This window comes from Mesorhizobium sp. B2-3-14 (genome assembly GCF_006442175.1).
Taxonomy (GTDB): domain Bacteria; phylum Pseudomonadota; class Alphaproteobacteria; order Rhizobiales; family Rhizobiaceae; genus Mesorhizobium; species Mesorhizobium australicum.
Genome location: NZ_VFVP01000005.1, coordinates 273,211 through 286,038, shown reverse-complemented (window position 1 = coordinate 286,038; position 12,828 = coordinate 273,211). Strand labels below are relative to the sequence as shown.

14 protein-coding genes are annotated in these 12,828 nt (G+C 65.1%); 9 read left to right on the top strand and 5 right to left on the bottom strand.

From position 1 onward, the window contains the following. Positions 1–5: 5 nt before the first annotated feature. Positions 6–1,307 carry an aspartate aminotransferase family protein gene (locus FJ950_RS15840; RefSeq protein WP_015319030.1) on the top strand — a complete coding sequence of 434 codons (1,302 nt, stop codon included), beginning with the start codon at positions 6–8 and terminating at the stop codon, positions 1,305–1,307. A 15-nt stretch (positions 1,308–1,322) separates the two neighbouring features. Beyond that, complete coding sequence (locus FJ950_RS15835) at positions 1,323–1,979, top strand: GntR family transcriptional regulator (RefSeq protein ID WP_015319029.1); 657 nt, start codon at positions 1,323–1,325, stop codon at positions 1,977–1,979. 21 nt (positions 1,980–2,000) lie between these two features. Here the strand turns inward: FJ950_RS15835 and FJ950_RS15830 are convergent, their stop codons facing one another. From FJ950_RS15830 to FJ950_RS15810, 5 genes are read right to left on the bottom strand one after another with little or no spacing between them, the layout of a single operon-like run. Further along, positions 2,001–3,305 carry an FAD-dependent oxidoreductase gene (locus FJ950_RS15830; protein ID WP_140617456.1) on the bottom strand — a complete coding sequence of 435 codons (1,305 nt, stop codon included), beginning with the start codon at positions 3,303–3,305 and terminating at the stop codon, positions 2,001–2,003. After that, complete coding sequence (locus FJ950_RS15825) at positions 3,302–4,285, bottom strand: branched-chain amino acid ABC transporter permease (protein WP_181171260.1); 984 nt, start codon at positions 4,283–4,285, stop codon at positions 3,302–3,304. The genes FJ950_RS15830 and FJ950_RS15825 overlap by 4 nt, the downstream gene beginning before the upstream one ends. Next, positions 4,282–5,190 carry a branched-chain amino acid ABC transporter permease gene (locus tag FJ950_RS15820; protein WP_140617455.1) on the bottom strand — a complete coding sequence of 303 codons (909 nt, stop codon included), beginning with the start codon at positions 5,188–5,190 and terminating at the stop codon, positions 4,282–4,284. The genes FJ950_RS15825 and FJ950_RS15820 overlap by 4 nt, the downstream gene beginning before the upstream one ends. Beyond that, positions 5,187–5,936: an ABC transporter ATP-binding protein gene (locus tag FJ950_RS15815; protein WP_015319025.1), complete on the bottom strand. Its 750-nt coding sequence runs from the start codon at positions 5,934–5,936 to the stop codon at positions 5,187–5,189. Before FJ950_RS15815 ends, FJ950_RS15820 begins: the two co-directional genes overlap by 4 nt. Beyond that, positions 5,933–6,733: an ABC transporter ATP-binding protein gene (locus FJ950_RS15810; protein WP_140617454.1), complete on the bottom strand. Its 801-nt coding sequence runs from the start codon at positions 6,731–6,733 to the stop codon at positions 5,933–5,935. Before FJ950_RS15810 ends, FJ950_RS15815 begins: the two co-directional genes overlap by 4 nt. A 127-nt stretch (positions 6,734–6,860) precedes the next feature. On the opposite strand from FJ950_RS15810, the gene FJ950_RS15805 reads away from it, so the two are divergent. The 7 genes from FJ950_RS15805 (at position 6,861) to FJ950_RS15775 (ending at position 12,825) form a co-directional block, all read left to right on the top strand. Continuing rightward, positions 6,861–7,595 carry a GntR family transcriptional regulator gene (locus FJ950_RS15805; protein WP_140617453.1) on the top strand — a complete coding sequence of 245 codons (735 nt, stop codon included), beginning with the start codon at positions 6,861–6,863 and terminating at the stop codon, positions 7,593–7,595. Further along, positions 7,592–8,074, top strand: a complete 483-nt coding sequence (locus FJ950_RS15800) for a DUF3830 family protein (protein WP_140617452.1) — start codon at positions 7,592–7,594, stop codon at positions 8,072–8,074. The genes FJ950_RS15805 and FJ950_RS15800 overlap by 4 nt, the downstream gene beginning before the upstream one ends. 1 nt (position 8,075) lies before the next feature. Then, positions 8,076–8,429 (top strand): TIGR04076 family protein, encoded by a 354-nt coding sequence (locus FJ950_RS15795; protein WP_140617451.1) that lies wholly within the window; start codon positions 8,076–8,078, stop codon positions 8,427–8,429. Further along, positions 8,426–9,481, top strand: coding sequence for an aldo/keto reductase (locus FJ950_RS15790; RefSeq protein WP_140617450.1), 1,056 nt, complete (start codon positions 8,426–8,428; stop codon positions 9,479–9,481). Before FJ950_RS15795 ends, FJ950_RS15790 begins: the two co-directional genes overlap by 4 nt. Continuing rightward, the gene (locus FJ950_RS15785) at positions 9,478–9,909 is read left to right on the top strand and encodes a DUF4440 domain-containing protein (protein ID WP_140617449.1); all 432 of its coding nucleotides are present in this window, start codon (positions 9,478–9,480) and stop codon (positions 9,907–9,909) included. The genes FJ950_RS15790 and FJ950_RS15785 overlap by 4 nt, the downstream gene beginning before the upstream one ends. 47 nt (positions 9,910–9,956) lie before the next feature. Next, a complete protein-coding gene (locus FJ950_RS15780; RefSeq protein WP_140617448.1) occupies positions 9,957–11,216 on the top strand; it encodes an ABC transporter substrate-binding protein in 1,260 nt (419 codons plus the stop codon). A gap of 214 nt (positions 11,217–11,430) precedes the next feature. Further along, entirely contained in the window at positions 11,431–12,825 is a 1,395-nt protein-coding gene (locus FJ950_RS15775) for an FAD-binding oxidoreductase (protein ID WP_140617447.1), read from the top strand. The last annotated feature ends 3 nt before the right edge of the window (positions 12,826–12,828 follow it).

Below are 12,828 nucleotides of genomic sequence, written 5' to 3'. Positions count from 1 at the left end.
ATGCCGTGTCCCTGTCCTCGCCACATCCTGCAAATGTCGACTCGGCGGCATCCGAGCAAGCGCTGCTCGAACGCCGCGCCAGATTGCTCGGGCCAACCTATCGCGCCTTCTACCGCAGCCCCATCCATCTGGTGCGTGGCAGCGGTGTCTGGCTCTACGATGCCCAAGGCCGAAAATACCTCGACGCCTATAACAACGTCGCCTCCGTCGGACACTGCCATCCGCGCGTCGTGGAGGCGCTATCTGGGCAGGCCGCCACGCTCAACACGCACACGCGCTATCTCAGCGAGATCATTCTCGACTACGCGGAAAGGCTGCTCGGCACGCTTCCCCCCCGTCTCGGCCATGCCATGTTCACTTGCACCGGCAGCGAGGCCAACGATCTCGCCATCCGCATCGCCCAGCACTCGACCGGCAACACCGGCGTGATCATCACCGACTTCGCCTACCACGGCGCGACCATCGCGACAGCACAGCTGTCGCCGGCTGCGGTCGGGGCAGCGGGCGTGCCCGCCCGGCATCGGGCCGTGGCAGCGCCGGACACGTTCCGCGACGGCGGCCGCGCCGCGCATGATTTCGCCAGAAATGTCGCCGCCGCTATCGAGGATATGCGGGCGCAAAATATCCGCCCGGCGGCGCTGCTGCTCGATTCCGCCTTTTCAAGCGACGGCATCTTCTTCCCCGACGCTTCCGTCATGCGCGATGCGGCCGATCATGTCAGGAAGGCCGGCGGCATCGTCATTGCCGACGAGGTCCAGTCCGGTTTCGGCCGGCTTGGCCAGGGCATGTGGGGCTTCGCCAACTATGGCCTCGCGCCTGACATCGTCACCATGGGCAAGCCGATCGGCGACGGGCATCCGATGGGCGCGGTGATCGTGCGGCCGCAGCTGGTGAGCTCGTTCGGTTCGAACACCGGCTACTTCAACACTTTCGGCGGCAATCCGGTCGCCGCCGCGGTCGGCATCGCCGTGCTCGATGTGATCGAGGGCGAGGGGCTGATCGAAAACGCGCGGACGGTTGGCGCCTATACAGGAGAATTGCTGGCCGCCTTGCAGAGCCGGCACGGCATGGTCGCCGATGTCAGGCACAACGGCCTCTATTTCGGCGTCGAGCTGATGGCGGAGGATGAGGCCACTGCTGCTGCCAAGACTTCATCCGTCGTTGAAGCCATGCGCGAGGACGGCGTGCTGATCTCGTCGTGCGGTCCACGCGGCAATGTGCTGAAGATCAGGCCGCCACTGCCCTTTGCCAGGGACAATGCCGAGCAGCTGGCCGAGGCGCTCGATCGCGCACTGTCGAACTGGTGAGCTGAGCGGGCACGCATGCTGAAGCTCGAGCATCAAACCCTCAATGACCGGGCCTACGGCGCGCTCAAGCAGGAGTTGATCTCGGGCGGCTTCAGCCCGGGCCAGATACTGGTCATCCGCAAGCTTGCCGAGAGCTTTGGCATTTCGACGACGCCGATCCGCGAGGCGCTGCAAAGACTGGTCGCCGAGCGACTTCTGGAAATGCAGAACAACCGCTCGATCATCGTGCCCTTGCTCTCCGCGCCCGCCTTCTCGGAACTGACGCGCATCCGCATCGCCGTCGAGGGACTGGCAGGCGAGATGGCCACGTCACGGATGACTGAAAGCGGGCTGGCCGACATCCAAGCCGCGCTCGGCGACATGCAGCGGGCCATCGAGGCGCAGGACGCCACGGCCTATCTGGCCCTGAACGAAGCCTTCCATTTTGCTATTTATGAGCACGCCGGCGCGCCGATCCTCTTGAACATGATCCGCGATCTCTGGGGGCGCGTCGGACCCTATCTCAAGCTCCTGATGCGGGCCGATCGCTACATTCCGCAATCCAATGACGCACACCGCGGGATCGTCGCCGCGCTGGAACAGCGCAACGGCCCGGCCGTTCGGGCTTCCCTTGAAGAGGATATCTCCGTGGCGGCCGCGGTCCTCTGCGACAATCTCCACATGGCGCACTGATCGCGGGCAGGCTCGGTCGGCCTATGCCGTCTCGTCCATCCGGTCGCGCAGGATGCTCCAGCCGAGCAGCATGTTGGGCGCGTGCCGCAGCAGGGCATGGAACGGAATTGGCGCCGGCGGTGCGAAGGGCACCGGCACATCACGCGCTTCGGCTCCAGCGGCCCAGTCGGCCAGCACCTTGCCCATCGCCGTGGTCATGGCGATGCCGCGTCCATTGCAGGCGCGACCGGCAATCAGCCCCGGTCCGAGGTCCAGGAGATGCGGCAGGAAATCCGGTTCGACCGCCGCCATCCCCGACCAGCTGTAGGCAAGGGGGGGCAAATCAGGCAGGTCGAGGTGCCGGCCGAGCCGTCGCCAGATTGTTTGCGGCACGCGCGTATCGGCGCCGGCGCCAAGAATATGCATGCCGCCGCTGATCAGCCGGTTGTCGGCGTCGAAGCGAAAGGTGAAGAGGTTGCGCCTGGTGTCGCCGACGCCTTGTCCGCCAGGCAGCAGACGCGTTCGGATTTCATGCGGCAGGGGCGCGGTCGCGATCTGGAAGACCTTCAGCGGAATATAGGTTCGCCGCAGCAACGGATCGAGCGACCCGCCATAGGCGTTGGTAGCGATCAGCACCTTGGCCGCGCGTACCAGGCCCAACCGTGTTTGAAGTGCCCAACCATCGGCGACGCGATCGATCGAGGTGACCGGCGTGTGCTCGAAAATCTTCGCGCCGGCCTTCTCCGCCGCATCGGCGAGCCCCCGCGCATAGGCGACCGGATTGAGCACGCCGCTGGATCGATCCATCCAGCCACCGACATAGCCGCGTGCGCCGGTCAGCGCTTCGACCTCTTGCCGATCCAGGGTTACGACAGGCCGGCCGCGCCGCGCCCATTGGTCCGCGCGGGATTTGACCTTCTCCAGGGCCGCCGGCGAGTGCGCCGGCTGGATCCATCCGTTCTGCACCGCGTCGCAGTCGATGCCGTGCCGCCGGATCAATCCGAAGACGAGGTCGGCACTGCCGGCGGCAAAATCGATGAGCCGTTCGCCGCGCTCGGGGCCAAGATGCGCGAGGATGCCATCGGGATCCATCCTGGCGAAGTTCGGCACGACGAAACCGGCATTCCTGCCGGTCGCGCCCCAGGCGATGATCTCGGCTTCGAGAACGGTGATGGAAAGTCCTTTTCCGGCGGCGTGCAATGCGGTTGAAAGGCCAGAAAATCCGCCGCCGACAATGGCAAGGTCGACATCGAGGTTGCCACTCAGCGCAGGCCGCTTGCGGCGATCGCGGCTGATGGCATGCCAAAGCGAAGTGCCGTTCGCACTCTGCCGGACCAGGGCATTCATGAACCGGAACCGCTTTTGTCCGTGGCGATCCGCTTGCGCTTGCCGAAGCGCGTCCGCAGCGGCCTGTCGCCGAACAATCCGTTCGGCCGCATCAGCAGGATCACGCAGAGCATCACGCCGATGGCGACGATCTGCAGCGAGGCGGCGCGCGCCTGCTGCTCGGGCGGGAAGAACACGCTGGTCAGCGTGCCCGATCCGGCCCAAATCCCCCAGACCAGGACACTGCCGATGACCGCGCCGAGATTGCTGCCCGAGCCCCCGACGATCAGCATCACCCAGACCTGAAAGGTGAGGATCGGCAGGTAATTGTCCGGCGCGATGAAGCCGGTGAAATGCGCCTGCAGCGCGCCGGCCAGCGCCATGATGGCGCCGCCGACGGCAAACGCCTGGACGCGGTAGAAGCGCGCGCTCTTGCCGAGAGAAATCGCCGCCCGCTCGTCTTCGCGGAGCGCCTTCAGCACACGGCCCCACGGACTGCGCGACAGGTGCTCCAAGGCGAGATAGGCAATCAGCGTCACAGCACAGACGACGGCGAGGTTCGACAGGTTGAACAGCAGCGGCGTCTCCGCCAGGCCGCCGAAGGGGCGCGGGATGAAGCCGATGCCGAAAGGTCCGCCGGTCAGTTTCTGCGCGTTGAGCGCGACCAATTGCACGACGACGGCCACGCCGAAGGTGGTGATCGCCAGATAGTCGGATCTAAGACGCAACGTCGCCATGCCGGTAAGCGCGGCCGCAATGCCGCCAACGATCATGGCACCCACCCAGCCGGCGAGGATGGGCAGGCCAAAGCCGCCGAGCCGCGCGGGATCGTCCGGTGTCGTCAGCAGCGCCGAGGTGTAGGCGCCGATGGCGACGAAGCCCGCCAGGCCGACATTGAACAGGCCGGTCAGGCCCCATTGCAGGTTGAGCCCCAGCGTGACCAGTGAGAAGATCAGCGCCGTGGTCAGGAAGAAGGCGCCGTATCCGACCAGATCGATCATCTTTCCCGAACTCCGAAAAGGCCGATCGGCCGCACGAACAGCACAGCCATCAGGATGATGAAGGAAACGGCGGCGCGCCATTCGGCGCCGATCAGCTGCACCGCGCCGGCTTCGGCGAGACCGATGATCAGGCCGCCGAGCACCGCGCCCGGGATGCTGCCGATGCCGCCGAGGATGGCGGCGGCGAACATCGGCAGCAGCATGTCGAAGCCCATGAACGGGCGGATCTGCACCAGGATGCCGATCATCACGCCAGCCACGCAGGCGAGCGCGCCGCCGATGATCCACGTCACCCGCACCACGCTGGCAACGTCGATCCCGACGACGCGGGCCAGTGCCGCGTTCTGGCTCAAGGCCTGCATGGCGCGGCCAGTCTGCGTGCGCGTCATCAACAGATGCACGCCGAGCACGAGTATGGCGGTCAACACGAGCAATGCGATCTGGTCGGGCGTGATGCGGATGCCGAAGCCGACCGGCATGGCGATCTGGATCGCCCGGCTGAAATAGGTCGGCCGTGAGGTGAAGGTGAATTCGAGCAGGCTGCGTAGCGCCATCGAGGCGCCGAAGCTCGCCATCACCACGATGATCGCCTGGCCCTGCGAGCGCAGCCGCGAAAACAGGATCTTGTCGAGCAGCAGTGCGAGCAAGGCGGTGAATGCCATGCCGACGATCAGGGCAACAAGAAGCGGCCAGCCGAAGGATAGCGGCCCGATCGGTGCCACCTTGCCGAACATCGCACCGATGGCACTGACCACGGCCAGCGTCGCATAGGTGCCCCAGGCCATGAAGTCGCCATGGGCGAAGTTGGAGAAACGCAGGATCGAATAGGTGAGCGTCACGCCGATGGCGCCGAGGCCGATCATCGAGCCGGTCAGCAATCCGTCGACGATGAATTGCAGGCTCATGCCGCGCCTCCCTTACCTACGTGAGAAGGGCGCTGGCCAAGATAGAGTTCGGCGACGACAGGGTCGTTCCACAATTCGGAGGCTATGCCTTCGTGCCGGTCCTTGCCTTCGGCCAGCACATAGGCGCGGTCGCCGATGGCAAGCGCTGCCTTGGCATTCTGCTCGACCAAAAGGATGGTGACTCCGGACTTGCGGATGCCGGCCAGCATCTCGAATACCATCGCGACGAACTTCGGCGACAGGCCGGCGGACGGCTCGTCCAGCACCAGCACCTTGGGATGGACGATCAGCGCCCGCGCCACGGCAAGCATCTGCCGCTGGCCTCCCGACAGATTGCCGGCGGCGGTGCGGCGCTGGCGGACAAGGTCGGGGAAGGCTGCGTACATTTCCTCGATGCGGGCCGGGATGTCGCGCCGCTCAAGGATGCCGCAGGACACCTTGAGATTGTCCTCCACCGACATCAGCGGAAAGATGTTCTCGGTCTGCGGCACGAAGGCGAGGCCAAGCCGCACCATGGTGTGGGCGGGCGCGGCGGTGATGTCCCTGCCGTCCAGCAGCACCGTGCCGCCGGTGATCGGCACGAGGCCGGCGATCGCCTTGATGAAGCTCGACTTGCCAGCGCCGTTGGGGCCGAGCACGACGACGATCTCGCCTCTGTCGACGGTGATCGAGGCGCCGCGCACGATCGGCACGCCGGGCTCATAGCCGGCTTCGAGGTCGCGCACATCGAGGACGGTCTCGCTCATGCGGTGCCTCCGAGATAGGCCTCGATGACGCGCGGGTCGCGAGCGACCTCTTCCGCCGTGCCTTCGCTCAGCAGTTGGCCGCTCGCCATGACAAGGACACGGTGACAGAGCCGCGTCACCATGTCGATGTTGTGCTCGATCAGCAGGAAGGTGATGCCGCGCGCGTTGATGTCGCGGATGCGGTCGATGATGACTTCGAGCAGCGTCGCGTTGACGCCGGCGGCGGGTTCGTCAAGCAGGATGATCGCCGGGTCGGCCATCATGACCCGGGCAAGTTCGAGCAGCTTGCGCTGGCCGCCGGACAGCACGCGCGCCGGCTCATGGGCGAGATGGCTGAGGGTGACGAGTTCGAGCAGCTCGAGGGCTTTCGTCCGGGCGGCTTTTTCCTGTGCCGCCACCCGCCACGGCGTGAGGAAGTTAGCCAGCAGCTTTTCGCCGGCCTGACCCTGTGCCGCGAGCATGATGTTTTCGATCAGCGTCAGATTGGGCAGCGGGCGCGGGATCTGGAAGGTGCGGCCGAGCCCTCGGCCGATGCGCAAATGAGCGGCTTCGCCGGAGACGCGCGTGCCGTTGAGAAGGATGTCGCCGCTGGTCGGCAGGATGCTGCCTGCGAGCAGGTCGAACATGGTCGTCTTGCCGGCCCCGTTGGGTCCGATCAGGCCAAGGATTTCGCCCGCTTTGACATGAAACGAGACATTGTTGACGGCGACAAGGCCGCCGAACCGCCTGACGACGTTGCTTGCCGTCAGAACCGGGACAAGGGTCTCCTTCCCCTGCCTTTCCGCTGCCTCGCTCATCAAACCCTCTGGCCGAAGACGGTCGTCGCCGTTCTTCTGATTATGATTTGTGATCACACTTGCTTTGATCACGCTATTCGGCTTTAATTTCATCTGCAAGCCGAAAACCCGCCGAGAACGGAATTTCATGCAAAAGGCTGCCATCGAAAAAAACAACGAGGCGATCGCGGCCCAGCTCGCGCCGGTCGGCCGCGAGACGGTGCAGGATCGCGTCTATTCCGAACTGCGTCGCGCCTTGATCGGTGGCCTGTTCGAACCAAGCCAGGTGCTGACCATCCGCGGTCTGGCCGATGCGCTGGTCACTTCGACCATGCCGGTGCGCGAGGCGCTTGGCCGCCTGATCACGGAGAAGGCGCTGGAGGCGCTGCCCAACCGCTCGGTGCGCGTGCCGCCAATCACGCTGGAGCGCCTCGACGATCTCCTGCGCGCCCGCGTCCTGATCGAGGGCGAGGCGATCGCGCTGGCCGCCGCCCGCATGGGGCCGCGCCAGATCTCCACCATCGAAACCATTCTCGGGGAGTGGGACGAGATGCGGGCGCTGAAACACAAGAAGGATGTCGACCGCGAAGTGACGCTCAACCAGAGCTTTCACTTCGAGATCTATCGCTCCTGCGGCTCGGCCGTGTTGATCCCGATGATCGAGAGCCTGTGGCTGCAATCAGGTCCATGCATCCGCGTCGCCATCTACGCTTTCTCGGAAGCCGGCGAGGTCGACACCGCCCAGTATCACCGCCGCATCGTCGAGGCGCTGGCCACGCAGGATGCTCGGGCGGCGCGCGAAGCACTGGTCGCCGACATCAGCCGGCCCTTCACCTTCCTGCGCAGCAAACTGCAATCCGCCGCCGCGAAAGGCCAGATATGACCTCCATCAGGATCAGCGAGCCCTGCTCCAAGCTTTCCGTCACTGCGCTGCTGCTGCCGGAAAAGGCGCCGGAGAATGCGGCCTTTCTCACAGCCTATCTCGCCACGCCACGTGTCGTCCCCGCCATTCACGCCATGTGGACGGGACCTGAGATCTCCTCTCCGGTTCCATCAGCCGATCTCGAGGGGCAGGCCTATGCCCAGCCGCTGCCGGCGGAGAACGCGACCCTGACGCCGCAGCCGGGCGACATCGTGTTGTCCTACGTGCCGCCGCGCATGTGGGGCGGCAACCCCAATGCCATCTTCGACATCGGCCTGTTCTATGGGCAGGGCGCGCGTCTGCTGTTCCCGATCGGCTGGCTGGCCGGCAGCGTCGTCGCGCAGGTGAAGCCCGAGGAGCGCGATCAATTCGCGGCTGCCTGCGGCATCATCCGCCGCAACGGCGCCTGCGACATCACCTTCAGCCTGGTGGAGGCCTGAAATGGCTGACGACAGTTTCGAACTCTTCGATCTCCGCGTCGAGGCGGTCATTCCGCGGGGCAAGCCGATCTATTGCGGCGCCAGGGCCGGCGACTATTTCGAGCTCAAGGGCGAGATGCTGTCGATGCCGGCCGGGCAGGGCTTTTCGATCTATTCGATCTCGGCGGTGCTGCCGCTCCTGGCGGCGAAGCAGCGCCCGACCCACCCGAACGACTGGATGACCTCGGACGCGGAGATCGCCTGTCCCGATCCCAACTGCGCCAGCAGGCTGCGGATCGTCAGGCTGGCCAAGCGGCGATTCAGCCATGCCGAAACCACGGCCGTGCCGCTGCCGAAAGGGAATGACCTGACATGACCGCCAAGACATTCGAGCTCAGCCCGGGCTACACGATTTCGCGCGTCATACGCGGTGGCTGGCAACTGGCCGGCGGCCATGGCGCCATCGATCGCAGCCAGGCCGTGAGCGACCTGATAGCCACCTTCGATGCCGGCATCTGGACCTATGACTGCGCCGATATCTACACCGGCGTCGAGGAATTGATCGGCGCCGCGCGCTTGCGGCTGGCCAATGAGCGCGGTCTCGATGCAGCCGCCAAAATGAAGGTGCACACCAAGCTGGTGCCCGACCTTGAACGGCTCGCTACGATCAGCCGCGACTATATCAGGGGCATCGTCGACCAGTCGCTGCGCAGGCTTAAGACCGAGCGGCTCGACCTCGTGCAGTTTCACTGGTGGGATTATGCGCAGCCGCGCTATGTCGAGGCGATGGGTTGGCTCAACGAGCTTCGGCGCGAGGGCAAGCTGCGCAATCTCGGCACCACCAATTTCGATACGCCCCGGCTTGCCGAAATCCTGTCAGCCGGCATCCCGTTGGTCAGCCAGCAGCTGCAATATTCGGTGCTCGACCAGCGTCCGGCGAACAGGCTCGCGACGCTTGCGGAGGAAAACGGCGTCAGCTTCCTCTGCTACGGTTCTGTGGCCGGCGGCTTTCTCAGCGACAAATGGCTTGGTGTCGCCGAACCCGGCACGCCGCTCGAAAACCGCTCGCTGGTCAAATACAAGCTGATCATCGACGATTTCGGCGGCTGGGACCTGTTCCAGCAACTGCTTCGCGCACTGAAGGCGGTGGGCGACCGCCACGCCGCCGACATCGCCACCATCGCCAGCGCCTGGGTGCTGGAGCAGCCGCGAGTGGCCGCGGTCATCGTCGGTGCCCGCAACCAGGCGCATGCGCTGGCCAACGCCAAGATCATGGATGTCGCACTCGACGCCGATGACCGTGCGCGGATTGCAGCCGTGATAGCGAGGGGCAATGGCCTTGAGGGAGATGTCTACACGCTGGAGCGCGATCGCCACGGCCGCCACGGCTCGATCATGCACTACAATCTCAACGCGGGCCGGATATGAAGACCATCGACGACAGGCTGTTTTCGCAGGCCAGCGCCGAAGTCGTCGCCCTGCATCGCTTTTTCGTCGACTGGTTCGTCGCCTCGCGCGCCGACAAGGTGGATTTCGGCCGCTTCGAAGCCGTCATGGGTGAAGGCCTGACCATGATCGCACCGGGCGGCCAGATCCTCGACCGCGATGCCGTGATCGACCATGTGCGCTCCAGCCGCGCCACTTGCGACGACGGCTTTGCCATCTCGATCGAGGACATCCGGCCCGGCTGGCAGAATGGCGATACGATCGTCGTCCTCTATGTCGAGGCGCAGCTGCGCGCGGGCAAGCACAGCCGCCGCCAGTCGAGCGCGGTCTTCACCACCCGTTCATCGGCGCCCAACGGCGTCCAATGGCGGCATCTGCATGAAACCTGGCTGCAGGCGCCGGAACACTGAGACTTTCCAGACGTCAAATCAGTTCGTGTAACTCAAGGGGAACAACAATGAGAAAGACGTTACTCCAGCTCACCACGGCACTTGCTCTCGTGACGATGGCGGGTGCCGCACAGGCCGCCGACTGCAAGATCACCGTCGGTCTCGTCATGGAACTGACCGGTCCGGCCGGCGAATACGGACAGGCCGGCGCCAAATCGGTCGAAATGGCCTTCCGCGACATCAACCAAGCCGGCGGCGTGCGCGGCTGCGATCTCGTCACCGACACGCGCGACAGCCAGAGCCAGGGCAACATCGCGGTCGATGCCGCCACCCAGCTGGTGCAGGTCAAGAAAGTGCCTGTGATCATCGGCGGCATCATCTCCTCGGTGTCGATCCCGATCCTGACCTCGGTGACCGCGCCGGCCAAGATCGTCCAGGTCTCGCCGGCGTCGTCCTCGCCGACGCTGACGACACTCGGCCGCGACGGCAAGACCAACGGTATTTTTTTCCGCACCATCACCTCGGATGCGCTGCAGGGCGTGGCCGCCGCCAAATATGCCGTCGACAAGGGTTTCAAGAAGCTGGCGATCATCCACGTCAACAACGACTTCGGCGTCAACATGGTGGCCGAATTCTCGCGTGCCTACAAAGCGCTCGGCGGCACCATCGTCTCCGACACGCCCTACAACGAGAAGCAGTCGAGCTACGCCTCGGAAGTCACCGCGGCGATGGGTGGCGAACCGGATGGACTGTACCTGGTCAGCACGCCCGTCGACGGCGCCACCATCGCCCGCACCTGGATTTCGCAGGGCGGCGTGCAGAAATTCCTGCTCAATGACGGCATGAACAGCCCCGATTTCATCGAGTCCGTCGGCGCCGATTATCTGAAGGACGCCTATGGCACGTCTTCCGGCACAAGCCCGACCGCCTCGACGGAGTATTTCACCAAGAACTACAAGGCGTTTTCCGGCATCGAACCGTCAAATCCCGCGGCAGACCGCTCCTATGATGCCGGCGCCATTGTCGGGCTCGCCATCGCGATTGCCGGCTCCGAGGACCCGGCCAAGATCAAGGACGCCATGTACAAGGCAGTCGATCCCGCCGGCACGTCGATTTATGCCGGCAAGGAAGAATTCGCCAAGGCGCTCGGCCTGATCAAGGACGGCAAGCCGATCCGCTATGAAGGCGTCATCGGTCCCGTCGCCTTCGACAAGTTTGGCGACATCACTGGCCCGTTCCGGCTGTGGAAGATCGCCGACGGCAAGGTGACGACTGATGGTGAAATGACCACCGACGACGTCAACGCGCTGCAGGCCAAGCTTCAGTAAGCCGACGCTGTACTTCCGGCATCGATCTCGCCCATCGCGATCGATGCCGGCATAGTCTGAGACAGCTCGATATCGCTTGCACGACAAGCGGGCGCGATTAGGATCGGCTGGCTGCAGTTCAGGGGATGGCGAGCGTGCTGGACAAGGATACTCATCGGGCGATCCGGTTGTTGGATGCTGACGCTGCGCCCTGTCACGCAGGCCCCTGAGCCGGATGTCGCCTGAAACACAACGGCTGCTCTCCGCGCTTGGCAACAGGCTGGGCGCGGGCGGCATGCTCGCCGGCTCCGACGTGGACCAGCGCTATCGTGACGATCCCGACGGCAAGCTCGGCGTGCTTCCCGAAGCCGTGCTGCGCCCGCGCGATGCCGAGGGTGTCGCGGCGGCACTCGCCGCGTGCAACGCTCTTGGCCAGCCGGTCGTCGTCCAGGGCGGGCGCACCGGGCTGGCCGGTGGCGCGCGCGTCCAGCCGGGCGAGGTCGTGCTATCGCTGGAACGCATGACCGGCCTAGCCGCCCCGGATCGTCAAACCGCCACCATCGTCGCCGAAGCTGGCGCGACGCTGCAATCGGTGCAGGAAGCGGCCGACGGCGCCGGGCTGATGTTCGGCGTCGATATCGGCGCGCGCGGCTCCGCCACGGTCGGCGGCAACATCGCCACCAATGCCGGCGGCATCCGCGTGCTGCGTTATGGCATGTACCGGGCACAGGTGCTGGGGCTGGAGGCGGTACTCGCGGATGGCACCGTGCTGACGTCGCTCAAGGGCCTGCCCAAGGACAATTCCGGCTACGACCTCGGCCAACTCTTCATCGGCGCGGAAGGGACGCTTGGCGTCGTCACCCGCGCCGCGCTCCGGCTGCATCCCAAGCCCGCATCCGAGGTGAACGCCTTCTGCGCGCTGCCTTCGCTCGATGCGGCGATTGGCCTGCTTGGGCTGCTGCGGCAAAAGCTCGGCCCGCTTTTGTCCGCCTATGAGGTCAATATCGCGCCGCTCTATGACGTCATGGTCGCCAGCATGGCCATGCCGGCGCCGCTTCCGGCCGGATCACCCGTCTATGTGCTGGCCGAAATCCAGGGCAGTGAGCCAGAACGTGACGGCGAGCGCTTCGCCGAGGTCTTGATGCAGGCGGTCGAGGACGGCGTCGTCGACGATGTTGTCGTCTCCCAATCGCCGCGCGAATTCCGCGCGCTGTGGGATGTGCGGGAGGACGCCAACCGCGTCCTGTTTTCGATGAAAGGCCTGATCGGCGTCGACATCAGCATCCCGTTGGCGCGAATGGGGGCGTTCCTGCAAGAAGCGGATGCCGCCATCCGCGCGGTCGATCCCGGTGCCGACATCTACGTCTTCGGCCATCTCGGGGACGGCAACCTGCACTATCAGGTGCTGACGGCGGACCCGGCGGCGGCCTACAGTATCATCTATCGCGGCGTGGCGGCGACCGGAGGTGGCGTGTCGGCCGAGCATGGCATCGGCCTCGACAAGAAGCAGTGGCTGAATCTGGTGCGCAGTGACGCCGAGATCGCCACGATGCGGCGGCTGAAGACGGCGCTCGATCCGAAGAACATCCTCAATCCCGGACGAGTCTTCGACCTTGACCCAACCGCTTGAAAC

Coding starts and splice junctions, on each gene's coding strand:
- FJ950_RS15835 (WP_015319029.1), top strand. CDS start 1,323: ATGCTGAAGCTCGAGCATCAAACCCTCAATGACCGGGCCTACGGCGCG.
- FJ950_RS15830 (WP_140617456.1), bottom strand. CDS start 3,305: ATGAATGCCCTGGTCCGGCAGAGTGCGAACGGCACTTCGCTTTGGCAT.
- FJ950_RS15825 (WP_181171260.1), bottom strand. CDS start 4,285: ATGATCGATCTGGTCGGATACGGCGCCTTCTTCCTGACCACGGCGCTG.
- FJ950_RS15820 (WP_140617455.1), bottom strand. CDS start 5,190: ATGAGCCTGCAATTCATCGTCGACGGATTGCTGACCGGCTCGATGATC.
- FJ950_RS15815 (WP_015319025.1), bottom strand. CDS start 5,936: ATGAGCGAGACCGTCCTCGATGTGCGCGACCTCGAAGCCGGCTATGAG.
- FJ950_RS15810 (WP_140617454.1), bottom strand. CDS start 6,733: ATGAGCGAGGCAGCGGAAAGGCAGGGGAAGGAGACCCTTGTCCCGGTT.
- FJ950_RS15805 (WP_140617453.1), top strand. CDS start 6,861: ATGCAAAAGGCTGCCATCGAAAAAAACAACGAGGCGATCGCGGCCCAG.
- FJ950_RS15800 (WP_140617452.1), top strand. CDS start 7,592: ATGACCTCCATCAGGATCAGCGAGCCCTGCTCCAAGCTTTCCGTCACT.
- FJ950_RS15795 (WP_140617451.1), top strand. CDS start 8,076: ATGGCTGACGACAGTTTCGAACTCTTCGATCTCCGCGTCGAGGCGGTC.
- FJ950_RS15790 (WP_140617450.1), top strand. CDS start 8,426: ATGACCGCCAAGACATTCGAGCTCAGCCCGGGCTACACGATTTCGCGC.
- FJ950_RS15785 (WP_140617449.1), top strand. CDS start 9,478: ATGAAGACCATCGACGACAGGCTGTTTTCGCAGGCCAGCGCCGAAGTC.
- FJ950_RS15780 (WP_140617448.1), top strand. CDS start 9,957: ATGAGAAAGACGTTACTCCAGCTCACCACGGCACTTGCTCTCGTGACG.
- FJ950_RS15775 (WP_140617447.1), top strand. CDS start 11,431: ATGTCGCCTGAAACACAACGGCTGCTCTCCGCGCTTGGCAACAGGCTG.